Source organism: Sphingomonas sp. Root241 (assembly GCF_001428865.1).
GTDB lineage: Bacteria > Pseudomonadota > Alphaproteobacteria > Sphingomonadales > Sphingomonadaceae > Sphingomonas.
Genome location: NZ_LMIV01000001.1, coordinates 1 through 25,200 on the forward strand (window position 1 = coordinate 1; position 25,200 = coordinate 25,200).

The window sequence follows — 25,200 nt, forward strand, 5'->3', positions numbered from 1 at the left end:
GACTGGATGTGGAAGTGCGGTAACGCATGGAGCTAACCAGTACTAATTGTCCTATTCGCGCTTGAGAGTTCCACCATCAATGACAATCCTGGGTAACACCAGCGTTGCTTGTGGTCGGATGATCCAGTCGCAGCTTTATTCAATCCCCATGTGCACGGTATCGATTTGAACCCCAAGATTTGCGCCCAAAGGATAGCCCCTGGCTATCCGTCGCACGGGCTCCATTGCCTGGTGGCTATGGCGTCTGTGAACCACCCGATCCCATCCCGAACTCGGCCGTGAAACCAGACAGCGCCGATGGCAGCGCCGATGGTACTATCGCTCAAGCGATGGAAGAGTAGGTCGTCGCCAGGCATTGCAGCCCGTGCGAAACGCAAATCACAAAGGTCCCCACAGGAAAACCCATTCACAACGTCAGAAATGCCAAACGGGAGCGCAGCTCCCGCAAGGCCGTACGGCCGCCCGACCCCGGATCCAGTCCGGGGGAGGAAAGCCAAGGCAGCGCATGCTGCCGCCGGCGCTTGAGGCAAAACAAATTGCCGCGGGATGGAGCAGCCCGGTAGCTCGTCAGGCTCATAACCTGAAGGTCGTAGGTTCAAATCCTACTCCCGCAACCAACACACCAAAGCCCGCACGGCACCAGCCGCGCGGGCTTTTCGCGTCGCGCCGCGGCCCCTTACATCCAATAGTCCAGATGATGCTGCGACACGGCATCGTCCTGCGCAGAAATGTCTGCCCATTCAGGCTGTGCGGCGGCGCTCTCCACCTCCGCGCTGCCCGGTGCCCGCCGCTCGCCCTCGAGGAGAAAACCGAACATCAGGTCGCCGCCGGCGGCTGCCGAATAGTGATCCTCCAGACCGGCGACATGGCCGAGTTCGTGCATCACCACGGTGAGCAGGTCGATGCCCGCGGGGCCGTTGCCGCCCAGGAATTCTGAGTCGTCGAACGGCGTCGCGTCGAGATACCAGCCGAAGCCCGCGGCATCGCTGTCGATCAGCACGCCGCCGCTGCCGTGCAAGCCGAGATCGAGCCCGACGAGATCGGCGACCGCGAATGACGTGGCGTGCATCGCGGCGATCGCATCGGCGCCGGCACCCGCATCGGCCCAGCGCTGGATGGCGGCATCGACAAGGCCGTCCAGATCGGCCTGACCGAGCAGATGGCCCGTTCCGCTCGAGGCGCCGGCCACCGCGCCTGCCATCAATGGCGTCGGATTGTCGGGGACCAGCGCCGTGCCCGCGCTGGGCGCCGTCGCGCCGGCGGTCAGGCTGACGGCGACGGTCGCCGCAGTGACGACCGGCGTGTTGCCATTGGCGTTCCAGGTGGCGACCGCATCGTCGTCGACGCCGGCCCCGCCCTCCACGAAACCGCCGAGGAAAATCCGCGGATCCGAAGTGCCGTCGAGGTCCGCTACGCGCAGGCGCAGCGCGTTGGTCGGTCCGCCGGCAAGGACGTCATTGTCGATGATATTGGCATAGACCTGGCTGGTCTCGCCCGCCGCCGAGGAGCCCGAGGTGATGTTGATATCGGCAAGTGCCGTCGGGTTCGAATCCAGCGTGTTGTTGTCGAGCGTGAGGTCGAGCCGTGCGTCGCCGAACCGCGCCTGTGCGTCGATCGCGGCATTGCTGTTGCCCGTCCCCATCGTGATGCTGTTGTTGCGCACTTCGACGATCGCGGTGCTGCCGGTGTCTTGCGGCAGGATCCGCACGCCTGATCCGGCCGTATTGGCGGTGATGATATTGTCGTTGATCCGGCCCTCGATGTCGGCACCGCCGAATGCGGTGACATTGATCGCATTGCCGCCGCGGCTGGTCACGGTGTTGCCGATGACGTTGAACGCGAATTGCGACGCGCTGCTCGCATTGAGATCGATGCCGGTGCCGGCCGCGGCCTCGCTGTCGATGAGGTTGTTGACGATATCGACGCTGACGACCGAATCATGGTCGCCGATGACCTGGATCGCCTGGGTCCGGAGCCGCACGAAATCGCTGTCGACGATGTCGATATTGGTGACCGGTGCGCCCGGCGCGGTGCTGAAGCTGCGGAACTGCAGCCCGCCATCGCCATTGGCATTGGCCGGGCCGCCCGACGACGCTGTCTGGCTGTCGCGGATGGTGACGTTATTCAGCACCAGGTTCAGCCCCGCATCGGTGTTGACGATGTCGAGCCCGTTGGTCTCGAAGAAGGAAATGTCGGTGTTCGAGATCGACGAATTGCCCGAGAGGTTGGTGAACTCAAGCCCGCTCTCGTTCAGGGCATTGCCGGCCTGGGTGATCGTGCTGTTGTTCATGACGAAATCGGCGACGTTGATGCCGACCACGCCGCTGTCGGCCGCGCCGTTGATGTCGACATTGCTGAGCGACGCCCCGGTGACGCCGCTCAGATAGATCGCCCCGTTCGAATTGCTGACGTCGAGATCGGTCGAAGTGCCGTTGACGGTGTTGGCGTTGGTGAGCGCGACGTTGGCGATGCTCACCTCGGCGGTGTTGATCAGTTCGATGCCGCGCACGCCGATATTCTGGATCACGCCGCCTGAGCCGTCGGTCGTGCCGGTGCCGGTGATGTGCAGCCCGCCGGCCGCGCCGGTGCCGTTGAGGCGGATCGCATAGGCGCCGCCATCGGCCGAGACGCTCTCGAAAGTGAGGTCGGCAGCGCCGATCGCGGTGCCGCTGACCGCCACCGCGACGCCGGTCGTCGAGGTCACGCTGTTGCCCGCGCCGGTCGCGGTCACCGAGCCGCCGCCGCTGGCATTGAGGCCGGCGCCGCTGGTCGTGACGATGTCGAGCCCGCCGCCGAGCGCGAGCGCGCCGCTATTGCCGACGAAATTCACTGCGGTGGTCGTGGAGGTCGCCACGGTGCCGCCGCCGGCGAAGCTCGCGGTGATCGACGATCCGGTGATGTCGATGCCGCCGCCGCTATGCATGCCGGTGATCGAGGTCGCGCCGGTGACGGTGAAGCTGCCCGCCACGCCGGCAAGGTCGATCGCACCGCCGCTCGAGCCCGACGAGGCGGCGCTGTTGAGCGTGACGTTGAGCGTGCCGCCCTGATCCACATCGACGATCTGGCCGGTACCCGATTTGCCGACGTCGCTGATCGTCAAGCTGCCGACGCTGCCGCCGCCGTCGGCGATGCCCGCGCCGGTGGTGTCGCCGATGTCGAAGCCCGACACATGGTTGTTCTGGGCGAGATCGACGCCGTTATTGGCGCCGCCGGTGACGACGATCGTCGGGCGCCCGGTGCCTTGCTCGATCGTTTCCGCGCCGATCACGAGATCCTGGCCGCCGCCGACCAAGGTCTGTCCGTTCAGCAGGTTGATGCCATCGGCCTCGGAATAGGTGCCGGTGCCCTCGCGCAGATAGATCGTATCGCCGGTGCCGGGACCGCTCGGCGACCCTTGCGCCGCGTTGAACGCTGCGAGCGACGTGAACGGATCGGCCTGCGTGCCGAGATTGGCACTGCCGGTCGCGGCATTGTCGATGAACCAGACCTGGTTGGCGCCGACATTGACGGTCACCGTCGCGATGTCGGTTTCGCCCTCGGCGTCGGTGAGCGTGTAGGTGAAGCTGTCGGCGCCGCTGAAGCCGACCGGCGGCTCGTAGCTGAACGAGCCGTCCGGATTGACCGTGACCGCCCCCCCGTTCGCCGATGTCGCGTCGAAGGCGGTGACCGAGGCCTCGCCCGGTCCTGCGCCCACTCCGCCGTCGTCGGTGTCGTTGGCGAGCACGCCGTCATTCGCATCGACGGTGAGCGTGACATTGCCGGCCACCGAATAGGCGTCGTCGACCGCGTCGGGCGGCAGATTGTCGGATTCGCCGGTGATCGTGACGGTGACATCCTGCGTCGTGGTGCCGCCATGCCCGTCGGCGACGGTGACGGTGTAGACCTGCGTCAAGGTCTCGCCTTCGTCGAGGAAGTCGATCGCACTGTCGTCGACTGCGAAATGCCAGCCGACGCTGTCGGTGCCCTGGTTTACCGCATCGAGCGTGAAGGTGCCGACATAGCCGCCGGCCTGAGGCGCGAAGCCCGCGCTGTGGGTATCGCTGAGATCCGCATCGTCGAACGCGATCGTGCCGCTGTCCTGACGCGTGAAGGCATTCTCGTTCGGATCGCCGTTGGGCAGTTCGGTGACGCTGCCCGTCGCGTCGGTACCGCCGGCATCGATCACCGGCGCATCGTTCGTGCCGGTGACGGTGAGGGCGATCGTCGAGGCGGCGGTGGCGCCATGTTCGTCGGTGATCGAATAGCCGACCGTGACGACGGTGCTTTCGCCGACGGCGAGATAGTCGAAGTCGCCGCCGGGCGCGAACTGCACCTGATTGCCGACCACCGATGCGGTACCCTGACCTGCGGGTGCCGAGGCCGAACTGACCGTGAGCACCGCGCCGTCATCCACATCGGTATCGTTGGTGAGGACGTTGACGAGAATCGTCGCATTCTCGGTCGTCGCGGCGGCGTCCGGATTGGCGACGGGGCCGTCGTTGGTGCCGGTGACGATGACCGTCACGGTCGAGGCGGAGGCCGCGCCGAACTGGTCCTGGATTGTGTAGCTGACTGTGACGCTGGCGGTGGCGCCCACCGCGAGATGATCGAAATTGCTGCCCGGATTGAACTGGACCTGGTTGCCGATCACTGCGGCGCTGCCCTGGCCGGCCGGGGCGGAAGCGGTGGTGACGGTGAGCACCGCGCCATTGTCGACATCGGTATCGTTGGCGAGGACGTTGATCAGCACGCTCGCATTCTCGCTTGTCGCCGCATTGTCGGGATGGGCCACGGGGGCGTCGTTCACGCCGGTGATCGTGAAGACCAGATTGGCGGTGTCCGAGGCGCTGCCGTCCGACGCGGTGTAGGTGAAGCTGTCCTGGACCACCTGCCCCTGCGCCAACGTCTGTGCGGTCGCGTTGAGCACGTAATTATAGGTGCCATTGGCGTTGAGCGTCAGCGTGCCATAGGTGCCGTTGAACACGCCGGGCGTGGCGGTCAGCGTGTCGCCCTCGAAATCGAAGTCGTTGTCCAGCACGCTCGCGCTGCCGCTGCTGTAATTGCCGGCATCCTCGGTGAGCGCGGCCGCGTCATTGGCCGCGAACGGCGCGTTGTTCGCAGTGAGGTCGATGGCGACATCGGCGAATTGCAGCCGCTCGACCGAAACCAGCAGGTCGGCGCCGTCCGCGCCCGAACCCGGCCCGCCGGGCCCGTTATGGACCACCCCCGCGATCGGGCCGAGCCGGTAGATCGTGTAATCGGCCAGCGAGCCGGAATAGACCGCGGTATCGGTGCCCGCGCCGCCGTCGATAAAGTCGATTCCGCCACCGCCGGTGAGCGTGTCGTTGCCATTGCCGCCGGACAGGCTGTCATTGCCGTTGCCGCCCGACAGCGTGTCGTCATTGTCGTCGCCGGAAAGCTGATCGTTGCCGTCGCCGCCCATCAATATGTCGTTGCCGGTGCCGCCCCACAATTCGTCATCCTCGGTGCCGCCATCCAGCGTATCGGCGCCGGTGCCGCCGTACAGATGGTCGAGGCCTGCGCCACCATGGAGATAATCATTGCCGTCATCGCCATACAGCGTGTCGCTATCGGCTTCGCCATAGAGGATGTCGTTGCCCGTGCCGCCGTGCAGCACGTCGTTGCCGGTCCCGCCGGTCAGCGTGTCGTCATTGGCGTCGCCGGACATGTCGTCATTGCCCGTACCGCCGCTCATGACGTCGTTGCCATTGCCTCCCGACATGCTGTCATTGCCGTCTTCGCCGTAAAGCGTGTCGTTGCCGTCGTTTCCTTCGATATCGTCGTTGCCCGTACCGCCATAGATCGTGTCGTTGCCGCCACGCCCGTAGAGATGGTCGTTGCCGCCGAGACCGTAGATCGTGTCGTCGCCGTTGGAGCCGTTGATGGTGTTGTTACCATTATTGCCGGTGTAGATGGGCACATCCGTCTCCTATTGTTGCATTGCAGAAAACAGGCGATTCGCGATGAAAAGAATATGGAATAACAATTAGAAAGCTCGCCGCGATGGGCGCGCGCATCCCAGAAATTGTTGTGATAGTCCCAATCCCCCGTCCGATCGCAGCGCTCGAAATCTCGAACGAACCTTTGCCCCGTGCGACTCGACATTATTTCATATCGGAACACACACAGGTTACTCGCCGGCGACTTCGAGTCCATAGCAAATGATTTTGGCCGGAGCGCCCGCGGAAAGGTCCGATTCCAACGAGGGGTTATCGCGGCGGCGCCGCAATCGACACCAGGTTCGAACGCAGCCATAGTGGCCGGGCGGGAGTTGCTACGGCGTGACGACAAGCCTGGATGAAGCGCCGGACGAAGTGACTGCGGGAGCGCCGCCGCGCCGCACCCGCTGGCGGCGCCTTTTTTTCGCACTGTTCGTGCTGCTGCTGACCGTTTTGCTCGTCGCATGGCTGCAGCGGCGGACCATCGCGCGCGAATTCGTCGATCAGGAGCTGAGCCGCCGGGGCGTCCGCGCGCAATACCAGATCGACCAGCTCTCTCCGTGGCGCCAGCGGCTCACCAATGTCGTGATCGGCGATCCCCGCAATCCCGATCTGGTGGCCGACTGGATCGAGCTCGGCACCACGCTGTCGCCCTGGGGTGCCAGGGTGCTGGCGCTGCGTGCCGGTAAGGTCCGCATCAAGGCGCGGTTGGTGCAGGGGCATTTGTCGTTGGGGGAGATCGACCGGCTGATGCCGCCCCCTTCCGGAAAGCCTTTTACGCTGCCGCATGTCGAGCTCGACGTCGCCGATCTGGCGATGCGGCTCGATAGCGGCCACGGCCTCGTCGATCTCGGTTTTGCGGGCAAGGGAATGCTCGACAATGGCTTCGCGGGCACTGCGCGCGTTGCCGCGCCCCGGCTCGATCTCGCCGGCTGTGCGATGCTCAGCCTGTCGGGCACGGTGAAGCTGCACATCCGCCGGGCCCGGCCTGATCTTGCCGGCCCGCTGACCGCGACGCGCCTCGACTGCGGCACCTTCCGCGCCGATCGGCCGCAGGTCGCGCTCGAGGCGGTATTGGGCGAGGGACTGGACAGCTGGAACGGCACGGCGCGCGTGAACCTCGCCGCGCTCTCGATGCCACAGCGGCGGGTTTCCGATGTGGCGGGGGACGTCTCCTTTGTCGGCGGGCTTCCTGGAACGCGCGGCAAGATCGCCCTCGGCACGGGGCGCTTCGACATGCCCGAAGCCGTCGGGGGGCAGTTGCAGCTCCGCGGCGACTATGCCCAGCGTGGCAATGGCTTCGAATATCGCGGGAGGGTCTCGGCCGGCTCGGCGAGCCTGTCGCGGGCGTTGCTGGACAAGGTCCGGGGTACTGCCGCGGCGGCACAAGGCACGCCGCTCGGACCCGTCGTCGCGCAGATCGCCGGAGCCACCGCCACGGCGGCCGCCGCGTTCGATGCGAGCGCCGACCTCGTCCTCGCCGTCTCCTCGACCGGGATGCAATACCGCCTGCCGCGCCTCGAAGTCGCCGCTGCAAATGGCGCCCGATTCTCCTTCGACCGGGGGAGCGGCCTACGTGGCGACAGCAAGGAGGCGGCGCCGCGGATCGACGGCACGCTGGCGCTGCGCGGCGGCGGAATGCCCGAGGCGCTGATCCGGCTGTCGCAGAAACCAGGCGACGCGCGGCTCTACGGCGTCGGCTTCGTCCAGCCTTATGCCGCCGGGGGTTCGAGCCTCGCGCTGTCGAATGTGGCTTTCGTGCTCGGCGAAGGTGGCGGCACGATGCGGACATTCGCCACCCTCTCGGGCCCATTCGCGGGCGGCCGTATCGATCGCCTCGCGCTCCCGCTCGATGCACGCTGGCGCGGCGGGAGCATCACCCTGAATCCCGGCTGCATTCCGGTCCGCTTCGAGCGGATCGCCGCGGCGGGCGCAGTGCTGGCGCCGGGCGGCGTGACGGCCTGTCCGCTGGCAGGCGCGATGCTGCACACTGGGCCGGGCGGCGTCGGCGGCGGCATTCGCCTCGTGCGCCCCGATCTCTCCGGCCAGGTCGGATCCAGCCCGCTGGCCTTGCGTGCCGCGGAGGCCCGGTTCGATCTGGGCACGCGCCGGTTCGGTGTCACCGGGACGGCGGTACGCCTCGGCGCGGAGAGCGTCACGCGCCTCGATATCGGCACGCTCTCCGGCGGCTTCGGCGACACCATCGACGGGCATTTCGCCGATCTGGGCGGGCAGATCGGCAGCGTGCCGCTGGTGATCTCCGGCGGCGCAGGCACATGGAAAGCCGATGACGCCGGCCTGTCGCTCGCGGGCAAACTGCAAGTCGCCGACACCGCCTCGCCGGTACGCTTCCACCCGCTCGCCAGCGACGACGCGATGCTGCGGCTGGTCGGCAACCATATCGTCGCGACGGCGGGGCTGAAGACGCCGGCGGCGGACGTTCCCGTGGGACGCGTCGAAATCCGGCACGATCTCTCCACCGGCAAGGGCGTCGCAACGATCGCAGTGCCGGGCCTGCGCTTCGCCGAAGGCGGGCTGCAGCCGAGCGACCTCACCCCGCTCACCTTCGGCGTCATCGCCGATGTGAGCGGGACGGTGGAAGGCGAAGGCCGGATCCAATGGTCGCCCGAAGCCGTGACCAGCACCGGCCGCTTCGGCACCCGCGCCGCCGATCTCGCCGCGGCGTTCGGATCGGTGCGCGGCCTCGCCACCGAATTGCGGTTCAGCGACTTGCTCAACATGCGCACCGAACCCGGCCAGGTCGCCACCATCGCGGAGGTCAATCCGGGGGTCCCGGTCACCAGCGGCACGATCCGCTTCCGCCTGCTCGACAGCCAGCGCGTCGAAGTGGAAGGCGGGCGCTGGCCCTTTGCCGGCGGCGAGCTCGTGCTCGAGCCGACGATCCTCGATTTCAGCCAGAGCCGCGAGCGGCGCATGACCTACCGCGTGATCGGCGCAGACGCGGCGCTGTTCCTGAAGGAAATGGAGTTCGACAATCTCGACGCCACCGGCACGTTCGACGGAACGCTGCCGATGGTCTTCGACGAGAAAGGCGGCCGGATCGAAGGCGGATCGCTGCGCGCCCGCGCCGGCGGCTCGATCGCCTATGTCGGCGAGATTTCGCAGCGCGACGTCGGTTTCTGGGGCAACATGGCGTTCCAGGCGCTCAAGGCGCTCGACTATCGCAGCTTGACGATCGACATGAACGGCCCGCTCGCCGGCGACATGGTCACCGAGATCCGCTTCGCCGGCGTCAGCCAGGGCAAGGGAACGAAGTCCAACTTCCTGCTGCGGAGGCTGGCCAAGTTGCCCTTCGTGTTCAACGTCCGGGTCAGCGCCCCCTTCAAGCAACTGCTCGATTCGGTGCAATCCTGGTACGATCCGAACCGGCTGATCGAGCGCAATCTGCCCTCGTTGCTCGAAGAACAGGAACGATCTGGCGGCGAAAGCGGCGCGAAGCCGGTTCAGCCGCGCGAAAGCGACAAGCTGCGATGAAGGGAGCCGTGATGCGGTTGAATCGAACTAAAGGCCTTTTGGCCGCGGCACTGCCGGTGATGATGGCCGGCGGCTGCGTCAACGTGACGGCGCCCGACAAGCCGATCGTCATCAACCTCAACATATCGATCACCCAGGAAGTGGTGTATCGCCTCGACAACAAGGCGAAGACACTGATCCAGGAAAATCCGGGGATATTCTGATGCGCCCTATGCTCTTCACCGCCGCACTCGCGGCAGCCTCGCTCGTCGCCATGCCGGCGCTCGCGCAACGCGATCCGGCTTATGCGGCCGCGCGCGCCGCTGGCCAGGTCGGCGAGCAGCCCGACGGCTATCTCGGGATCGTCGGCACGGCGACCCCGGAGCTCCGCGCGCTGGTCAACAACCTCAATATCCAGCGCAAGAAGCAATATACCGATCAGGCGGCGGCCGGCTCGACGGTGCAGCAGATGGCATTCGTCACCGGCTGCAACCTGATCCTGCGCACTGCGCCGGGCGAGAAATACCAGGCTCCCGACGGCCGCTGGCTGACGCGTGGTGCCGAAGCACCCGTGCGGGATCCGCGCTGCCTCTGACTAATCGTCACCCCGGCCTTGAGCCGGGGTCCCGCTGTTCCAAGTCGACAGAAGAAGCGGGATCCCGGCTCAAGGCCGGGATGACAGGAATTGATCAATGGGGCGTGTTTGGGTTCTCGGTTAATGCGCTGCCCCCATCTCGACCGTCCGTGACGGCCGCGGCGTGAGCCAGATGATCATCGCCGCGAAGGCGAACACCACTGCCGAGATCAGGAAGATGTGCGTGGTCGCCACTGCCAGTGCCTCCTTGTCGACGAGCTGCGCGATCACCGCCCGGATCTGATCCACCGAGAAGCCCTGCGCGGCGAGCGCGTCGCTGGTGCCCTGCGTGTTCAGGCTGGAGACGATCTCGCTGCGGGCGACCCGGCTGCTGTCGTCCCACATCGTCGCAGATACCGAGGTGCCGATCGCGCCGGCCATGGTCCGCAGGAAGCTCATCACCCCAGCGGCCGCCGCGGTCTCGCGGGGCTCGACGGCGCCGAGCGCGAGGGTGGTCAGCGGGATGAAGAAGAACGGCATGCCGACGCCCTGAAGCAATTGCGGGAAAGCGAGCGTCCAGAAATCGGCGCCGCTGTTCCAGTGCACCCGCAGCAGCGAGGTCACGCCTAGCCACAATATGCCGAAACACACCAAGGCGCGCGGGTCGTATTTGCCCGATAGCTTGGCGACGATCGGCGACATGATCACCGCCGCCACGCCGGTGAAAGCGGTGGCGTACCCCGCATAGGTCGCGGTGTAGCCCATGCTGGTCTGCAGCCATTGCGGGATGATCACTGCCGAGGCGAAGAAGGTCGCGAAGGCGAAGGACAGGCTCGCCACCGCCACCGTGAATCCGCGATGCCGGAACACCCGCAAGTCGACGATCGGCTGGTCCTCCGTGAGCTCCCAGGCGAGGAACACGACCAGCCCCACCGCGGCGATCACGGCCAGCGCGACGATCGTCGGATCGCTGAACCAGTCATGCTCGCGGCCGAGATCGAGCATGATCTGCAGCGCGCCGATCCACAGCAGCATCAGCGCGAGGCCGACGCCGTCGATCCGCATCTTCTCAGTCTTGGTCTCCGACGAGCGCAGCAGTCGCATCGCGCCGAATGCGCAGAGAGCGGCGACGGGAATGTTGATGAAGAAGATCCAGTGCCACGACCAGGAATCGGAGATGGTGCCGCCAAGGATCGGGCCGAGGATCGGCGCGGTGACCGTGGTCATCGCCCACACGCCCATCGCCTGGGCGCGCTGCTCGGGCTTGAAGATACGAATCAGCAAGGTCTGGCTGAGCGGCATCAGCGGGCCGCCGCACAGCCCCTGCCCGATCCGGCAGGCGACGAGCATGCCGAGCGACGTCGACATGCCGCACAGCAAGGAGAAGATGCCAAATCCGATCATCCCGAAAGCGAAGGTGCGGACCGTGCCGAACCGGGTGGCAAGCCAGCCGGTCAGCGGCACGCACACGGCCTCCGCGACCGCATAGGAGGTGATGATCCACGTCCCCTGGCTGCTCGAGATGCCGAGGCTGCCGGCGATGTGCGGCACCGAGACGTTGGCGATCGTGGTGTCGAGCACCACCATGAAGTTGGTGAGCGCGAGCACCGCGCCCGCGAGGATGAGGCGGAACCCGGTGAGCGGCGCCGCTGCCTCTGCCTTGGCGTTCATTTCGAACCGTCCTTACTTGGCGGAGACGTCGATCTCGGCGTCCATGGAGAGGCCGACCCGCAGCGGGTGCGCCTGCAATTCCTTCGGATCGAGCGCCACGCGCACGGGCAGGCGCTGGACCACCTTGATCCAGTTGCCCGTCGCGTTCTGCGCCGGGATCAGCGCGAAGGAGCCGCCGGTGCCGCCCGAGAGCCCGACGACCTTGCCGTGATATTCGACATCGCGGCCATAGAGGTCCGACGTCAGCGTCACCGCCTGGCCGACCCTGACCCGATCGAGCTGGCCTTCCTTGAAATTGGCGTCGACATAGAGCTGGCCGACGGGAACGATCAGCATCAGTGCCGTGCCGGGAGCGACGCGCTGGCCGATCTGGACGTTGCGGCGAGTGATCACGCCGTCGATCGGCGCGCGGATCACGGTGCGCTCCAGATCAAGCTTCGCCTGTGCCACCTTGGCCTGTGCGGCGAGCACTTCGGGTGCGTTATTGGCCGTGGTGCCGCTGATCAGCGCGTTGTTGGCGGCAAGTTCACCGCTCGCCGCGCCCTTGGTCGAGCTCGCCTGCGCGATGCCTGCGCGGGCCAGTTCGAGCGCTGCCCTTGCCGAGGCGAAGGCGTTGGTCGCGGACGAGAGTTCCTCGCCCGACACCGCGCCATTGGGGGCGAGGCGCTGGCGCCGGGCGAGGTCGACGCGTGCCCTCTCGTAATCCGCCTGTGCGGAGACGAGTTGGGCGCGGGCACGCGCGATATCGGCATTGCGGGCGTCGACCTGCGCAGCGAGCGCCGTGCTGGTCGCCGAAGTCTGGCCATATTGGCGGCGGGTCCTGGCGAGTTCGGCCTCGGCCTGCGCGAGGGCGATCTGCGCATCGCTGTCGTCGAGCTGGACCAGCACGTCGCCCCTGCGCACCGCCTGGGTGTCCGAGACGCGGACATTCAGCACCTGCGCGGCGACCATCGGAGTCACGCTCGCGGTATCGGCGCCGACATAGGCATTGTCGGTGCTCACATGGTGGCTGCCGACCAGAACATACCAGCCGCCATAGCCGGCACCGGCGAGCAGAACTGTGCCGGCGATACCGCCGAGCAGCTTCTTGCGGAGCGTGTTGGGCTTCGGCGCTTCCTCGTCGGTGCGCAACTGGAGGCCTGCGGGATCTGCGTCAGCCATTGGTCGAATCCTTGCGTGCGGGGCTAGCCGCGATGTTGTTGGAAAAGCCTCCGCCGAGCGCGCGGACCAATTGGACGTCGAGCGTGAACGCCCGCGCCTCGAGGTCGACGACGATCTGGCGGTTCTGCAGCACCCTCTCTTCGGCAGTCAGAACATCGAGGAAGGTCGACAGGCCGCCTTCATAACGTTGCCTGGCGATCGAATAGGCGGCTTCCGAATCGGCCAGCGCCTGCCGGCTTTCGGACAGTCGTGTGCCCAGCGCGCGCTGGCTGGTCACGGCATCGGCGACTTCGTGGAACGCCGTGGCGACAATGCCGTCGTAATTGGCGACCGCTTCGTCATAGCTGGCGCGCGCGCCCTTATACTGGCCGGCCAATTGCCCGCCGCGGAAGATCGGCAGGCTGATCGCCGGGCCCGCCTGTCCGAAGGTCGATCCGCTGTCGAACAGGTTCGAAAGGCCGAGCGACTGGAACCCGATCAGCGCACTGAGATTGACCGACGGGTAGAAATCTGCGCGCGCCACCTTGATCCGGCTGGCCGCGGCCTCGACCCGGGCGCGCGCGGCGGCGACGTCCGGACGGCGGCCGATCAGGTCGGTGGTCACGCCGGCGGGCAGCGAACGTGCTTCGGCCGGCGCGGCGGGCAGGGCGATGGTCAGGCCGCGATCCGGACCCTTGCCGAGCAAAGCCGCGATGCGGTTGCGAGTGAGGCCGATCGCCTCGTCGGTCGCGGCAAGGTCGGCCCGCGCCGCGGGGACGGCCGAATCGGCCTGTTTGAGCTCGGCGCGGGTATCGAGGCCGGCGACGACGCGGTCCGAGACCAGCTTCTGCGTCTGGGTGCGCACGCTCAGCGCATTCTCCTGCACCCGGCGCTCGGCGGCGAGCCGCGCGAGATCGGCATAGGCGCCGGCGATATTTGTCGAGAGGACGAGCCGCGATTGCTCGAGCTCGATCCGTGCCGCTTCGGCGTCCGATGTCGCGGCGGCGAGCGCAGCGCGGTTCTTGCCCCACAAATCCAGGTCGAAGCTCAGGCTGGCGGCGATCCTGCCGCTGTCGTTCCAGCCCTGCTGCACGAACGCGGGGGGGATGCCGTTGTTGTAGCTTTGCTTGGCCTCGGTGGCGCTCGCATCGACTCCGATCGAGGGCAGGCGCGCGGCACCGGCCTGCTGGGCGAAGGCTTGGGCCGAACGCAGCCGCGCGGCGGCGGCGGCGAGGTCGGGCGCGTCCGTCAGGCCCTCTTCGATCAATGCGGTCAGCTGCGCGTCGCCGTAATCGGTCCACCAATTGGCGGCCGGCCAGGCCGAGGCGGTGGCGGCAGGGGCGAGGGTCTGGCTTGCGGCATAGCTGTCGCCGGCGCGGACTTCGGGCCGCGCGCCGAGCTGCGGCACCGGCGCGCAGGCGGAAAACAGGAAGGGGAGGGCCAGCGTCGAGAGAAGGGCAGGCCGGAAACGGGAAGCGATCATGATTTATATACCGTACTGGAGGGTACGGCTGCGCAAATGGTCCCGGCCTCGCGCCTTGTCAATAGAAAATCGTACCCTATAGTACGGTTATGGAAACTCTAACGGAAAAGACCTCGGGCAAGCGCGAGGCGCGCAAGGAGGAGCGGCGGCTGGCAATCCTGGAGGTCGCCAAGCGCTCGTTCCTCGAGAACGGCTATTCGGCGACGTCGATGTCGGCGATTTCCGCCGAACTGGGCGGCTCGAAGGGCACCTTGTGGAACTATTTCCCCTCCAAGGAAGAGCTGTTCTCTGCGGTGCTCGAACAAGCGACGACCGCCTATCGTCAGCAACTCAGTGATCTGCTCGAACCGTCGGCCGATCTATGGACAACGATCCTTACTTTCTGCCGCAGCTTCATCGATAAGATCACGTCACAGGACAGCGTGCGCCTTCATCGCCTGATCGCCTCGGAGGCGGCGCGCTTTCCGGAGGTCGGCGAGATCTTCTATCGGCGCGCGCCCGAGCCGACGCAGCGGATGCTCGCCGATTTCTTCGCGGGCCAGATGGCGGTCGGTCACATGCGCGAGGCAGACCCGCAGGTGGCAGCCCGCGCGCTCGGCTGCCTGTGCCTGGGCTGGCTGCACCAGCGCGTGATCTGGGGGATTGCTGAACCCACCCCGGAAACGATCGAAGCCGAGGCACAGGCCGCCGTGGACGTCTTCGGGCACGCCTACGACATCGCCCGCAGCGGTGCGGTCTAATTCCGCCGCCGCCGTTGCGGAGTGCCGAAATTGAGCCGCCGCGTCACATTATAGTCGAGCACCGTCATCACGAAATAAGCGGCGAATTGCTTGACCCGCGTCCACGCGCCGGTGCGCGCTTTATGGATTTCGGCGGTTATCAGCTCCGACTGGGCGATCTCGCCTTCCACGAAGCGCCGGACATGCGCAGCGAATTTCCTGTCCTCGATCCTGAGCATCAGTTCTAGGTTCAGGAACATGCTGCGAATGTCGAAATTGGCCGAGCCGATGTACACGACGTCGTCGATGACGAACAGCTTGGTGTGCAGTTTGCACGGCTGGTATTCATAGATCTGCACGCCCTTGCGCAGCAGGCCGGCATACGTGAAGTGCGCGGCCCAGAGCGAAGCGGTGTGATCGACCCTGGACGGCAGCACCAGCCGCACTCGCCCGCGCTTTCCCGCTTTGTCGAGCCGGCGGAGCATCGCCGGATTGGGCATGAAATAGGAAGTGATCAGGTCGATCGCGCGCGCCCGCTGCATGTCGCGCTTGACCACCCGCGCCCAGGGCGAGAGCCGCCGCATCGGGCCGCCCAGCAGCCAGCGGGCCGCGCCTTCGGGCTCGCTCCACGAATTGAGCATCCGCGCGAGCGAGCGCATCGATGCGCGCGGCTGCTTCGCCCAACGCGAGAGCGCATCGAAATAGCCGACCAGCCGGGCGGCCGCCGGTCCTTCCACGATCAGCCCCAGGTCGCGCCATGCGTTCTGCTCGGGAGTGCCGAAATAGCTGTCCTCGATGTTGAACCCGCCGATGATCACCCGCGATTCGTCGGCCAAGGCGAGCTTCTGGTGGTTGCGCAGCAGATAGCGCCGTCCCCAGCGCGGCACGAAGCGGCACAAGTCCACCCCGGCCGCCTGCAGCGGATCGAAGAAGTGGCGGGCTGCGGCGTGCTCGCTGCCTAGCCCGTCGACGATCAGATGGACCTTCACGCCGCGCTTCGCGGCCTCTATCAGCGCGTCGCGGATCGCGGCACCAGCGGCGTCATCGACATAGATATAATAGAGAACCCGCAGCGTGCGCGTCGCCGAACGGATCAGCGCCAGCAACGCTTCCATCCGTTCGGGGCCCCTGGGCAGCATCGTCAGCCGGTTACCGTCCACCGTGAAGGGCTGCGACCAGGGATCCATGGCGGTCTCATGGGCTGCGCCGGCCGTGGCGGCAAGTGTGGCACTCTCCAGCAATCGCATGCCCTGATCTTTCGTGACGTAACTGAAACCATTGAACCCGCAAGGCCCGCGCCGGTTTCCGTGCCGCCGCTAACTGGCGTTTTTCTTGACAATCCGCAGGGCCATGCCTAAGTGCCGCCCCTCTCCCGGACACCATTATCCAAGGAAAGCGTAGATGGCGCGCGTCACAGTCGAGGATTGCGTCGACAAGGTCTCGAACCGGTTCGATCTGGTTCTGTTTGCGGCGCAGCGCGCCCGGCAGATCTCGGGCGGCGCCGAGCTGACCATCGATCGCGATCGTGACAAGAACCCGGTCGTCGCGCTGCGCGAGATCGCCGAAGAGACGGTTCGCCCGAATCATCTCGAGGAAGCGGTGGTCAGTAGCCTCCAGCGCGTCCAGATCGACGACGAGGAAGCGCCGGACGAGGTCGGTTCGCTGGCGCAGTCGGCCGAGGCGCTTCGCCTCACTGCGGCCGCTCCGCCCCGCAACCAGAATCTGGGCAGCGACTACGAAGGCTGATCGTCGTAGCCTGAGAAATTCGCGGCCCCGGAGCGATCCGGGGCCGTTTTCTATTCGGGCGCCTCTTCCGCGCGGCCCTTGAAGCCCTGCGCGACGACGAACCATTCGACCGAGCCCTTGCGGCTGGCAGGCGGCTTGGCGTGCTTCACCGTCGCGAAATTGCGCTTCATCTCGGCGACTAGCGTCGAATCGGCGCCGCCGGCGAACACCTTGGCGACGAAATCGCCGCCCGGCGCCAGCGTGCGTATCGCGAAGTCGAGCGCGGCCTCCACCAGCCCCAAAGTCCGCAGTGCATCGGTCTGCGGATGGCCCACGGTATTGGCGGCCATATCCGATAGGATCAGGTCGGGCGCGCCGCCGAGCTCCTCGATCAGCCGGTCCGGCGCGGCATCGTCCATGAAGTCCATCTGCAGGATCGTCGCGCCGTCGATTGGATCGACGGGCAGCAGATCGATCCCCACCACCGCGGCCTTGGGCAGCCGCTTGCGCACCAGCTGGGTCCAGCCGCCGGGCGCGATGCCTAGATCGACGACGCGCTTCGATCCTTTGAGAAAGTCGAACTTCTCGTCGAGCTCGAGCAATTTGTAGACCGCGCGGCTGCGATAGCCCTCGGCCTTGGCGCGCTTCACATAGGGATCGTTGAGCTGGCGTTCGAGCCAGCGATTCGATTGCGGGGTGCGGCCCCGGGACGTCTTCACGCGCGTATGGCCGCGCCCGCCGCCGCGGCTCATAGCCGGTCTCCGTTCATCAGGCGCCTCAGGATTCCCTCGCGGATGCCGCGATCGGCGATGCCCAGGCGCTCGGCAGGCCACAGGTCCATGATCGTCTCGAGGATCGCGCAGCCTGCCACCACCAGATCGGCGCGCTCGCCGCCGATGCACGGCACCTGCGAACGCTCGGCCATGCTCATTCCCGCGATCCGCTGGCTGACCTCGCGCATCGCCGCCGAGGGCACGATGAGTCCGTCGACGACCGAGCGGTCATAGGCAGGCAGTCCCAGATGGACGCTCGCCAGCGTGGTCACCGTGCCCGACGTGCCCAGCAGCCGCGGTGTGCCCTTCGGAGTCCTGAGCCGTGCGACGAAGGGCGCGAAGCTCTCCCGCACCCGGTCGCGCATCTCGGCGTAGAGCGCGGCGCCACGCTCGGCTCCGTCGATCAGTCCCACGGCCTCGGTCAGCGAGACCACGCCCCAGGGCGCGCTGTGCCAGTCGAGGATGCGCGGCACCTCGGCACGCGAATCGACCAGCACCAGTTCGGTCGATCCGCCGCCGATGTCGAATACCAAAGCGGGGCCGTCGCCGGGCTCGAGCAGTGCATGGCAGCCCAATACGGCGAGCCGGGCCTCTTCCTCGGCAGTGATGATGTCGAGCGCGATCCCGGTCTCGTGATAGACGCGTTCGATGAACTCGGATCCGTTCGAGGCCTGTCGGCATGCCTCGGTCGCCACCGATCGCGCCAGTGCGACGTTGCGGCGCTTGAGCTTGTCCGCGCAGATCCGGAGCGCCGCCAGCGTGCGGTCGATCGCGGCGTCGGAGAGCTTGCCGCTGGTCGCGAGGCCCTCGCCCAGCCGGACGATTCGCGAAAAGGCGTCGATCACGGTGAAGCCCGCGCCCTGCGGCCGGGCGATCAGCAGCCGGCAATTGTTGGTGCCCAGGTCCAAAGCCGCGAAATGGCGCGATTCGGGCCAGCGTGCGCGTGTGGGCCGCTCGGGCGGTGCTTTGGGTATCGGTCGGGCGGAACTGCCGCTCCGGCCACGGGGCACTCTGGCTGGGCCATCCCCCATCGGGTTCACTCGCTTATGTTCTGTTCCGTCTCGGCCATGGTAGCCGTCCGGTGCTTGGTAGCGAGGCTAGCGCAGCGCGACCCATGGGGCAAGGCGCGCCGCCAGAGCGGCGTTGACAGCACTGAAACCCCGCCGTATCTGGCCGGCCCTGTTGCCCCGTCGTCTAAAGGTAAGACTACGGACTCTGACTCCGTCAATTGAGGTTCGAATCCTCACGGGGCATCCAGACTTTTCGAAAAACGGCCATATACCATGCGGTTCCCTTCGGGGGGGTCTCGGGGTAGGCTGTTTGATGTCACACAGCCGCGTCACACAGGGGCAGGGCGATGAGTTCCCTCCCCACCCAAATGGGTCGCAGGGGTTCGGCCTATTACGTTCGGTTCCGCCTGTCCGCCCCTTTGGTTCGTAGTTTGGGTGTTCCAGAACTTCGGCGGTCGTTGAACACCGATGATTTTCGGGTTGCCCGTGTGCGGTGTTTGGCTGCTACGCTATGGTTCGAAGCTCGGGTGGAGACCCTCTCGGACATGAAGTCGCCGACGCGCGAAGACCTAGAGGCGGCTGCGAACGCATACTTCGACGGACTGGTCGACTATCACACCTGGCGACTCCTGAAGGGCGTCGCGCTCACGACCCTGCTTGGCGTCGGGACCGAGCTGACCCTGGCGGCGAAAGCGACCTGGTGAAGGCCGTGCGCGAGTCCGCTCAGCAATCGGCCAATCAGGCTGGCCGGCAGATCGTCACCAAGAACCTCAACATCCAGCCGACCATCACCGTCCGCCCCGGCTGGCCGCTGCGCGTGATCGTCCACAAGGATCTCGTGCTCCGGCCTTGGGCGGGCTGAAGGAGACACGTCATGCTGAAGCTCGCCAAGCTGCCCGACCGAACTCCGATCAAGCTCACGATTACGGTGATGCCCGACCTCAACGGCGCGCTCGCCGACTATGCGGCGCTGTACCGCGAGACCTATGGCGAGAAGGCGGAGGTCATCGATCTGGTCCCGGCAATGCTCGAGAGCTTTCTCGCGGGTGACCGCGATTTCGCCAAGGCCCGCAAGGAGCGGGAGGCAAAACCATGATGGTCATCGGGACGTTCAGGCCAACCAATCAGGGAGGCTGGGAAGGCAGCATCGAGACGCTCTCGATCGATCGCAAGGTCCGCCTTGTTCCGAACGACAATCGCCGCAGCGATCGCGCGCCGCACTTCATCGTCCTGAGGGGCTGGTCGCGGGTCGGCGAGGCCTGGAGGGCCAGAACGCGAGAGGAAGCGCCCCGCGAGTTTCTTCGCGTCGAATTGGATGACCCGGCGTGGCCGGCGCCCCTGAAGGTGGCGCTTTTCCCGGACGCCGACGGCGCGAAGGCGGAGATGGTGTGGAGGCGTCCGCCACGGGAACCTAGGTCCTCGAAGCTCCAGACCGAAACCGCCGCGATAGGAGCCGAAGATGGCGAAGCATAACCCAACGGAGCCGCCTCTCGACAACGCTCCGATCACGGTGCGCATTCCAAGGGCCGTGGCGATCACAGGTATGTGTCGGTCGGTCATCTACCAGCTGATCCGGGCCGGGGAGATCGAGAAGGTGAAGATCGGCCGCTCGACGCTCATTCCCGTCGACAGCCTGCAGGATTTCATGCGCCGCCGGCGCGGCGGGTGATCGCCCGCTGATCGGCGGCAAGCTATTCGCCGGGCGGGCCGGGCCGGTCGAGCGCCTCTAGACGCTCGGGCATCTCGAGCAGCTTCAACGCTGCCGCGGTAATCGCTTCCGCCTTACTGGGATAGGTTTCGGCGGAGCTGATTTTGGCACCCCCTTCGAAAGCAATTGTCGCCTGATAGCCATTGCCTTTTGGCGTGGCGGAAAGCTTGACCTCGCCCATCGTGCCTCGGCTGCGAAGTGTCGTGATGCTTGCTGCCATAGCAGATCTAGCGATTAGTAGACACCTCGGCGGGCGCTGCGCTTTAGTCAGATGCGATCACCCCTGCTGTGCTCTGACCTCCGGCGTCGCCTGGCGGAAGCAGGTCGCGAAGCGAGCCCGGTCGGCCTCGCTGACGCCGGCGGCTTCGAATTGATGCTGCCAACGGGCGTGGACCTGGTCCGCCAACTCGTTGACCAAGGCCTCCGCCTCCTCTCGGCTGAGGTCGAATTGCGCAGGGGTGGAGAGCGCATTGGTGAGTGTCGCCGAACGGCCATCGGATCCGACTCCGAGGACTAGCCGCCTGTCGAGGCCGACCTGGGGCTTTGGCACAACGTCGTACAAGGGCGAAAGCCGCCAGCCCTTACCGTCCCAGAGGAAGCCGTGGTTGCGCAGGTGATCGTCGTCGTTGGTCACCAGGATGTTGAATACCATGCGCCGGAAGAGCTCCTTCAGGTCCGCCCGGACGCTTGTGCCATATTTCCGGAGCGCGGCGGCTAGATCGGCATACGCATAGCGGCTGACCTCGCTCTCGTGGGCGCCGAGCAAAGTGAGGCCTGACGCGAAGGGCAATCGATCAAGTCGATTGCCGACCACTTTTCTATCGAAGCGCTCAATGAGATAGATGTCGCGGTCGAGCACCCGCTGGAACGCCAGTGGCGGCACGTTCAGTCCGCATTCCGCGGCAAGCCGCATCGTCGCCAGCTCGATCCGGCACTCGGGGAAGGTATCGTTGCGGGCTGGAAACTTTGCGATCCAGGGCATGCCAGCGATCTCTGTGGCTGCCTTGGGTCGAGCCCCGCCAAGAGACGATCCCGCCGTGAGGAGTCGTCTCAGGTTCTCGTCGAGTTCGTCGACGTGCTGGGCCCGCTCGGCCGCTTGGGCAAGCTCGGCTAGTGTGAAACGCTCGCCAGGTGCATCGCCATCACCCCAGGGCGTGATGCGCTGAGGACGCTGCGTAGTCGGTCCGAACGCCAGCGCTCCGACGCGATGATCCCCCGACGCGAGCAACAGGTCCACGTCGTTGGGAAGGCGATCACCCATCGCCTTGTACATCAGATATTGGCCCCAGCCGTCGGGCGCGGCGTCGCGAACCCCGTTGAAGACCGAAAACCCCTCCTCGGTTCGAAAACGCACCTGAGTACCCGGCTCCGGCAGCGCCAACGCGACCGGATCGACGGGGATCCGGTCAGGCCGTTCGAGATAGCGATCGCCATAGGCAAAGGTTGCGAAGCTGGCCCTACCGTCTTGTGTCAGGTCCAACAGTCCAGCGGGAACGAAACCTTCGTTCCGGTAGACGAAGACATAGGTGCGTGTCGTCTCGACCATTGGCTAGAAATCCAGATCAGCGCCGTCCCGCGGCGCATGAGCGTTCCGTGGCAGGCGGGATATCTCCTCCGCAGTGCCGGCCGGATCGCTCTCTGGGGCGACGAGGTTCTCGAGACGTTGCGTCATGCCCAGAACAAACAGTGCCGCCGCGAGCACCGCGAGCCCGACTGTCGGGTCGCCGGCTTCAAGTCGTTGCAATGTCTGGAGTGACACCAGCATGCGCTCGGCCATCAGACGTTGGGGCATGCGACGGCGCTTGCGCGCGGTGGCAATGTCCTTGCCCAGCCTCGCGATCGCACGCGTGCTTTGCGGTGGCAGGGCAGTGGCGGCTCGGGAAGCGCGAGGCATGGCCTTGACATGACATATCATGTGCATCGCGTCAATTCGCATGATACGTCATGTCAAGGCGCTATTGTTAGCTGGGTGGCGGGCGACTCATCTGAGGTGAATTCGGCGATCAGCCAGGGACGTTCTGCCAGGATCAGCTCGAGGCGGCTCTCCGCCCATGACTCAATGCGCGGCACCTTTTTCGCGTCATTGTGCTTGTCGATCCACGAGACGGCGTCTGCCGAAAAGCGACCAGTGGTGGCGATAATCAGAGTATCGACCTTCGGAGAGTCCCAGTGCTCGGTCTGCGCGACGGCTGCCGCGACGTCAGCCGCTCCAACGCTTTTCGATAGCCAGTGCTTGCACTGGATAATGACGCGGGCGCGTTGAACGTCCGATAAGGAGTCTCGCATGACTCGAAACACGGAAAGGTCGCGCCCGCGATCGGGCGCATTGGTCTTCATCGACCACTCCGCGGTTTCGTAATTCGGTTCGGAAGAAATCAACGTGAAGATCAGTCGTTCGAACGCCTCCGCACCGAGCCGATCCCATTGCAGTTGGGTTGCGACCGAGCCTTTCGGCTTTGACGAAGCCAGCTCTCCGAGATCTGCGGTCATCTGGGGAAGCGGCTCATTGGCGCCGTAGAGCCCCTTGCGCAGCGCGTCGCGCGCAGGCGGCCAGTCGCGCGTGTCGATGTCCAGGAAGTCGCCCACCATGCCAAAATGGAGGTGCCGGCGAAGGTTGGACCATGTGGCCGGATGTTGGACGCTGCTGCCGAGCAGAACTTCGATCTGCTTCACCTTCGCCTTGAGCTGTTCCCAAGGCTCAGTCGGAAGTGCGTTGTGCTTCTCTAGAGGCTTGGTGGTAGCGCGCAGCGTCTGAAGGTCGCCATCGATCCCATCCATTGTGTCGATTAGCGTATCGCGGATGAGCTCGCGGCGTTTTTGGGTGAATCGTGCACGGTATTCGCGGAGTTCCTTTCCAGGCTGGTCGACAGCTTCATCGAGTGCGAGTTCAGCGCCGGGCTCTCCGATCTCCATGGCGTCGAAACGCCACTGCGCCACCTCGTTCGGCGTCATGAGGCGGATCGGCGGCTTCCATCCGTCGATCATCGGGAGGGCGCTCAAGACCGAAGTAAATGCGCGTTCGCGGTCTTCGAACTCTGGGTTGATCCCAAACGAGAGGCCGCGCGGGAGCATCTCGTCGATCTCGGACCACAGCCGCTCCAGCTTCACCAGATTGGCTTCGGCGACCTCGAATTCCGAAAGGGCGAGCATCAGCGAAGACGTCAAAGGGCTTCTCCCATCTGAGCCGCGACTACCGGCTACCTCGAGAGAAATATCGTTGGTCAGCGAAGAGGGCCAGCGAGCCTGCAAATCGCTATCGGCTCCGAGTCACTCGAATCTCTGACGAGCGGCAGCGCCAACCCAATCCGCCGGGCAGCCGAATCGTCGTCCACCAGCAGGCGTGGCCGTGCAGGGGCGCTTATTTGACGTATATTTGACAAGTTTGCCCCGGAGGGGGCTAAGTCATTGAAAAGGTGGCGCACCCGACAGGATTCGAACCTGTGGCCTCTGCCTTCGGAGGGCAGCGCTCTATCCAGCTGAGCTACGGGTGCCTTGGAAGCCGCGCCTAGCAAAGCAGAACGGAGCGCGCCAGCCGTTTCCTTGCCAAGGCGTTGCCGGTTTCACTGGCTGGAACCTCCAGTGTCGCCGGGATTGCGCACGGTCGGCGCGGGGGTCTTGGGCTTGAACGCGCAAAGGTCGGCGACGACGCAACGCCAGCATTCGGGCGTCCGTGCCTTGCAGGTGTAGCGGCCGTGCAGGATCAGCCAGTGATGCGCGTGGAGCCGGAAGGGCCGGGGCACGCGCTTTTCGAGCTTCAGCTCCACGTCGAGCGGCGTCTTCCCGCGCGCCAGCCCGGTACGGTTGCCGACGCGGAAGATATGCGTGTCGACCGCGAAGGTCTCCTGCCCGAAGGCGCTGTTGAGCACGACGTTTGCGGTCTTGCGGCCGACCCCGGGCAGCGCCTCCAGCGCCTCGCGGTCGGCGGGGACTTCGCCATCATGCTGCTCGATCAGCACGCGGCTGAGTGCGAGGACGTTCTTCGCCTTGGTGTTGTAGAAATTGATCGTGCACAGCCGCTCCCTGAGCGTCTCCTCGCCGAGCGCGAGCATCTTCTCGGGGCTGTCCGCCTCGGCGAACAAAGTGCGGGTCGCCTTGTTGACTCCAACGTCGGTCATCTGCGCCGAGAGCACGACCGCGACGAGCAAAGTGAACGGGTTCGAATATTCGAGCTCGGTCTCGGGGTGCGGATTGTCCGCCGCCAGCCGCGCAAAGAATTCGACGATCTCCGCCTTGTTCAAATGCCGAGCACCTGGTCCATCGTGTAACGGCCCGGCTGCTGGCCCTTGAGCCAGAGCGCCGCCTGGACCGCGCCGCGCGCGAAGATCGCACGATCATCGGCGCGGTGGGTGAGCTCAATGCGTTCGCCCGCGGTCGCGAAGATCACGCTGTGGTCGCCGACCACCGATCCGCCGCGCAGCGACGCCATGCCGATCGTACCTTCGGCGCGCGGGCCGGTGAGTCCGGCGCGATCGGTGACGCCGGCTTCGGCAAGCGTGGTGCCCATGCCTTGCGCGGCGGCATTGCCGAGCATCAGCGCAGTGCCGGACGGTGCGTCGGCCTTGTTGCGATGGTGCGTCTCGACGATCTCGATGTCCCAATCGGGCCCAAGGCGTGCCGCGGCCTCGCGCACCAGTCGCGCGAGCAGGCCGATGCCCATCGAAGTGTTGCCGGTCTGCAGCACCGGGATTTCGGCGGCGGCGGCGTCGATCAGCGCGTGATGGTGCGCGCCGAGACCGGTGGTGCCGATCACGATCGGCGTCCGGGCGGCGCGTGCAGCTTCGAGATGTGCTTCGAGCGCGGCGGGTGCGGAGAAATCGACCAGCACATCGGCCTTGCGCGCGAGATCGGCGGGATTGTCGCCGACGTCCGAACCGCCTGCCAGTTGTGCGCCGAGGCTGGGAGCGACCGCCGCGATCGCCTGCCCCATCCGGCCCATGCTCCCGAAGATACCGATGCTCGTCATGCTTCCTGCTGTGGCACAATC

At 65.9% G+C, this 25,200-nt stretch carries 23 protein-coding genes, 3 tRNA genes and 1 rRNA gene; 13 read left to right on the forward strand and 14 right to left on the reverse strand.

Translation table 11 applies throughout. From position 1 onward, the window contains the following. The first annotated feature begins 227 nt into the window (after positions 1-227). Together rrf and ASE13_RS00010 are read left to right on the forward strand one after the other, a co-directional pair. Positions 228-354, forward strand: a 5S ribosomal RNA gene (gene rrf / locus ASE13_RS00005). Between the two features lie 186 nt (positions 355-540). After that, a tRNA-Met gene (locus ASE13_RS00010) sits at positions 541-617 on the forward strand. 59 nt (positions 618-676) lie between these two features. Here the strand turns inward: ASE13_RS00010 and ASE13_RS00015 are convergent. Continuing rightward, complete coding sequence (locus ASE13_RS00015; protein ID WP_056609862.1) at positions 677-5,920, reverse strand: Ig-like domain-containing protein; 5,244 nt, start codon at positions 5,918-5,920, stop codon at positions 677-679. A gap of 361 nt (positions 5,921-6,281) precedes the next feature. Between ASE13_RS00015 and ASE13_RS00020 the strand changes: the two genes are divergently transcribed. The 3 genes from ASE13_RS00020 to ASE13_RS00030 are packed head-to-tail and all read left to right on the forward strand — an operon-like array spanning position 6,282 to position 10,008. Next, complete coding sequence (locus ASE13_RS00020) at positions 6,282-9,434, forward strand: intermembrane phospholipid transport protein YdbH family protein (protein WP_056609864.1); 3,153 nt, start codon at positions 6,282-6,284, stop codon at positions 9,432-9,434. Between the two features lie 11 nt (positions 9,435-9,445). Then, positions 9,446-9,637, forward strand: coding sequence for a YnbE family lipoprotein (locus ASE13_RS00025; protein ID WP_056614372.1), 192 nt, complete (start codon positions 9,446-9,448; stop codon positions 9,635-9,637). Further along, complete coding sequence (locus ASE13_RS00030; RefSeq protein WP_056609866.1) at positions 9,637-10,008, forward strand: YdbL family protein; 372 nt, start codon at positions 9,637-9,639, stop codon at positions 10,006-10,008. Before ASE13_RS00025 ends, ASE13_RS00030 begins: the two co-directional genes overlap by 1 nt. 120 nt (positions 10,009-10,128) lie before the next feature. Here ASE13_RS00030 and ASE13_RS00035 read toward each other — a convergent pair whose 3' ends face one another. The 3 genes from ASE13_RS00035 to ASE13_RS00045 are packed head-to-tail and all read right to left on the reverse strand — an operon-like array spanning position 10,129 to position 14,281. After that, complete coding sequence (locus ASE13_RS00035) at positions 10,129-11,658, reverse strand: DHA2 family efflux MFS transporter permease subunit (RefSeq protein ID WP_056609868.1); 1,530 nt, start codon at positions 11,656-11,658, stop codon at positions 10,129-10,131. Between the two features lie 12 nt (positions 11,659-11,670). Then, the gene (locus ASE13_RS00040) at positions 11,671-12,819 is read right to left on the reverse strand and encodes an HlyD family efflux transporter periplasmic adaptor subunit (protein WP_056609871.1); all 1,149 of its coding nucleotides are present in this window, start codon (positions 12,817-12,819) and stop codon (positions 11,671-11,673) included. Further along, a complete protein-coding gene (locus ASE13_RS00045; RefSeq protein ID WP_056609874.1) occupies positions 12,812-14,281 on the reverse strand; it encodes an efflux transporter outer membrane subunit in 1,470 nt (489 codons plus the stop codon). The genes ASE13_RS00040 and ASE13_RS00045 overlap by 8 nt, the downstream gene beginning before the upstream one ends. Before the next feature lie 89 nt (positions 14,282-14,370). Here ASE13_RS00045 and ASE13_RS00050 point away from each other — a divergent pair, with 89 nt between their 5' ends. Next, entirely contained in the window at positions 14,371-15,021 is a 651-nt protein-coding gene (locus ASE13_RS00050; RefSeq protein ID WP_082596298.1) for a TetR/AcrR family transcriptional regulator, read from the forward strand. Here ASE13_RS00050 and ASE13_RS00055 read toward each other — a convergent pair. Then, a complete protein-coding gene (locus ASE13_RS00055; RefSeq protein WP_056609882.1) occupies positions 15,018-16,187 on the reverse strand; it encodes a phospholipase D-like domain-containing protein in 1,170 nt (389 codons plus the stop codon). The two genes, ASE13_RS00050 and ASE13_RS00055, sit on opposite strands and share 4 nt — an antisense overlap. A gap of 214 nt (positions 16,188-16,401) precedes the next feature. Between ASE13_RS00055 and rpoZ the strand changes: the two genes are divergently transcribed. Then, entirely contained in the window at positions 16,402-16,746 is a 345-nt protein-coding gene (rpoZ, locus tag ASE13_RS00060) for a DNA-directed RNA polymerase subunit omega (RefSeq protein WP_056609884.1), read from the forward strand. A gap of 50 nt (positions 16,747-16,796) precedes the next feature. On the opposite strand, the gene ASE13_RS00065 is transcribed toward rpoZ, so the two are convergent. Together ASE13_RS00065 and ASE13_RS00070 are read right to left on the reverse strand one after the other, a co-directional pair. Beyond that, positions 16,797-17,477: an RlmE family RNA methyltransferase gene (locus tag ASE13_RS00065; RefSeq protein ID WP_056609887.1), complete on the reverse strand. Its 681-nt coding sequence runs from the start codon at positions 17,475-17,477 to the stop codon at positions 16,797-16,799. Continuing rightward, a complete protein-coding gene (locus ASE13_RS00070) occupies positions 17,474-18,529 on the reverse strand; it encodes a Ppx/GppA phosphatase family protein (protein WP_082596299.1) in 1,056 nt (351 codons plus the stop codon). Before ASE13_RS00070 ends, ASE13_RS00065 begins: the two co-directional genes overlap by 4 nt. Positions 18,530-18,681: 152 nt before the next feature. On the opposite strand from ASE13_RS00070, the gene ASE13_RS00075 reads away from it, so the two are divergent. The 6 genes from ASE13_RS00075 to ASE13_RS00090 all read left to right on the forward strand — a co-directional run bounded on the left by ASE13_RS00075 (position 18,682) and on the right by ASE13_RS00090 (position 20,177). Beyond that, positions 18,682-18,755, forward strand: a tRNA-Gln gene (locus ASE13_RS00075). Positions 18,756-18,876: 121 nt separating this feature from the next. After that, on the forward strand, positions 18,877-19,212 hold the full coding sequence (locus ASE13_RS20430; protein WP_414885308.1) for a DUF6538 domain-containing protein: 336 nt from the start codon (positions 18,877-18,879) through the stop codon (positions 19,210-19,212). Between the two features lie 5 nt (positions 19,213-19,217). Further along, positions 19,218-19,370: a TrbI/VirB10 family protein gene (locus tag ASE13_RS20435; RefSeq protein ID WP_414885162.1), complete on the forward strand. Its 153-nt coding sequence runs from the start codon at positions 19,218-19,220 to the stop codon at positions 19,368-19,370. 12 nt (positions 19,371-19,382) lie between these two features. Next, positions 19,383-19,604 (forward strand): DUF2274 domain-containing protein, encoded by a 222-nt coding sequence (locus tag ASE13_RS00080; protein ID WP_056609890.1) that lies wholly within the window; start codon positions 19,383-19,385, stop codon positions 19,602-19,604. Then, on the forward strand, positions 19,601-19,981 hold the full coding sequence (locus ASE13_RS00085) for a DUF736 domain-containing protein (RefSeq protein WP_056609891.1): 381 nt from the start codon (positions 19,601-19,603) through the stop codon (positions 19,979-19,981). The genes ASE13_RS00080 and ASE13_RS00085 overlap by 4 nt, the downstream gene beginning before the upstream one ends. After that, positions 19,968-20,177, forward strand: coding sequence for a helix-turn-helix domain-containing protein (locus tag ASE13_RS00090; RefSeq protein WP_056609893.1), 210 nt, complete (start codon positions 19,968-19,970; stop codon positions 20,175-20,177). Before ASE13_RS00085 ends, ASE13_RS00090 begins: the two co-directional genes overlap by 14 nt. 22 nt (positions 20,178-20,199) lie before the next feature. On the opposite strand, the gene ASE13_RS00095 is transcribed toward ASE13_RS00090, so the two are convergent. The 7 genes from ASE13_RS00095 to dapB form a co-directional block, all read right to left on the reverse strand. After that, the gene (locus ASE13_RS00095; RefSeq protein ID WP_056609897.1) at positions 20,200-20,397 is read right to left on the reverse strand and encodes a hypothetical protein; all 198 of its coding nucleotides are present in this window, start codon (positions 20,395-20,397) and stop codon (positions 20,200-20,202) included. 96 nt (positions 20,398-20,493) lie between these two features. Next, positions 20,494-21,762: a type II toxin-antitoxin system HipA family toxin gene (locus ASE13_RS00100; protein ID WP_056609902.1), complete on the reverse strand. Its 1,269-nt coding sequence runs from the start codon at positions 21,760-21,762 to the stop codon at positions 20,494-20,496. Between the two features lie 3 nt (positions 21,763-21,765). Beyond that, positions 21,766-22,110, reverse strand: coding sequence for a helix-turn-helix domain-containing protein (locus ASE13_RS00105; protein ID WP_235536782.1), 345 nt, complete (start codon positions 22,108-22,110; stop codon positions 21,766-21,768). A gap of 53 nt (positions 22,111-22,163) precedes the next feature. Continuing rightward, positions 22,164-23,381, reverse strand: coding sequence for a restriction endonuclease (locus tag ASE13_RS00110; protein ID WP_156404664.1), 1,218 nt, complete (start codon positions 23,379-23,381; stop codon positions 22,164-22,166). 249 nt (positions 23,382-23,630) lie between these two features. Further along, positions 23,631-23,707 (reverse strand) — tRNA-Arg (locus tag ASE13_RS00115). A 69-nt stretch (positions 23,708-23,776) separates the two neighbouring features. After that, positions 23,777-24,454 (reverse strand): endonuclease III, encoded by a 678-nt coding sequence (gene nth / locus ASE13_RS00120; RefSeq protein WP_056609908.1) that lies wholly within the window; start codon positions 24,452-24,454, stop codon positions 23,777-23,779. Then, entirely contained in the window at positions 24,451-25,179 is a 729-nt protein-coding gene (gene dapB / locus ASE13_RS00125; RefSeq protein ID WP_056609915.1) for a 4-hydroxy-tetrahydrodipicolinate reductase, read from the reverse strand. Before dapB ends, nth begins: the two co-directional genes overlap by 4 nt. Between the last annotated feature and the right edge of the window lie 21 nt (positions 25,180-25,200).

What these genes read in the sequence shown, in the direction of transcription:
- ASE13_RS00025 (WP_056614372.1), top strand. Translation starts at nt 9,446, where the DNA reads ATGCGGTTGAATCGAACTAAAGGCCTTTTGGCCGCGGCACTGCCGGTG.
- ASE13_RS00030 (WP_056609866.1), top strand. Translation starts at nt 9,637, where the DNA reads ATGCGCCCTATGCTCTTCACCGCCGCACTCGCGGCAGCCTCGCTCGTC.
- ASE13_RS00035 (WP_056609868.1), bottom strand. Translation starts at nt 11,658, where the DNA reads ATGAACGCCAAGGCAGAGGCAGCGGCGCCGCTCACCGGGTTCCGCCTC.
- ASE13_RS00040 (WP_056609871.1), bottom strand. Translation starts at nt 12,819, where the DNA reads ATGGCTGACGCAGATCCCGCAGGCCTCCAGTTGCGCACCGACGAGGAA.
- ASE13_RS00045 (WP_056609874.1), bottom strand. Translation starts at nt 14,281, where the DNA reads ATGATCGCTTCCCGTTTCCGGCCTGCCCTTCTCTCGACGCTGGCCCTC.
- ASE13_RS00050 (WP_082596298.1), top strand. Translation starts at nt 14,371, where the DNA reads ATGGAAACTCTAACGGAAAAGACCTCGGGCAAGCGCGAGGCGCGCAAG.
- ASE13_RS00055 (WP_056609882.1), bottom strand. Translation starts at nt 16,187, where the DNA reads ATGGATCCCTGGTCGCAGCCCTTCACGGTGGACGGTAACCGGCTGACG.
- rpoZ (WP_056609884.1), top strand. Translation starts at nt 16,402, where the DNA reads ATGGCGCGCGTCACAGTCGAGGATTGCGTCGACAAGGTCTCGAACCGG.
- ASE13_RS00065 (WP_056609887.1), bottom strand. Translation starts at nt 17,477, where the DNA reads ATGAGCCGCGGCGGCGGGCGCGGCCATACGCGCGTGAAGACGTCCCGG.
- ASE13_RS00070 (WP_082596299.1), bottom strand. Translation starts at nt 18,529, where the DNA reads ATGGGGGATGGCCCAGCCAGAGTGCCCCGTGGCCGGAGCGGCAGTTCC.
- ASE13_RS20430 (WP_414885308.1), top strand. Translation starts at nt 18,877, where the DNA reads ATGGGTCGCAGGGGTTCGGCCTATTACGTTCGGTTCCGCCTGTCCGCC.
- ASE13_RS00080 (WP_056609890.1), top strand. Translation starts at nt 19,383, where the DNA reads ATGCTGAAGCTCGCCAAGCTGCCCGACCGAACTCCGATCAAGCTCACG.
- ASE13_RS00085 (WP_056609891.1), top strand. Translation starts at nt 19,601, where the DNA reads ATGATGGTCATCGGGACGTTCAGGCCAACCAATCAGGGAGGCTGGGAA.
- ASE13_RS00090 (WP_056609893.1), top strand. Translation starts at nt 19,968, where the DNA reads ATGGCGAAGCATAACCCAACGGAGCCGCCTCTCGACAACGCTCCGATC.
- ASE13_RS00095 (WP_056609897.1), bottom strand. Translation starts at nt 20,397, where the DNA reads ATGGGCGAGGTCAAGCTTTCCGCCACGCCAAAAGGCAATGGCTATCAG.
- ASE13_RS00100 (WP_056609902.1), bottom strand. Translation starts at nt 21,762, where the DNA reads ATGGTCGAGACGACACGCACCTATGTCTTCGTCTACCGGAACGAAGGT.
- ASE13_RS00105 (WP_235536782.1), bottom strand. Translation starts at nt 22,110, where the DNA reads ATGCCTCGCGCTTCCCGAGCCGCCACTGCCCTGCCACCGCAAAGCACG.
- dapB (WP_056609915.1), bottom strand. Translation starts at nt 25,179, where the DNA reads ATGACGAGCATCGGTATCTTCGGGAGCATGGGCCGGATGGGGCAGGCG.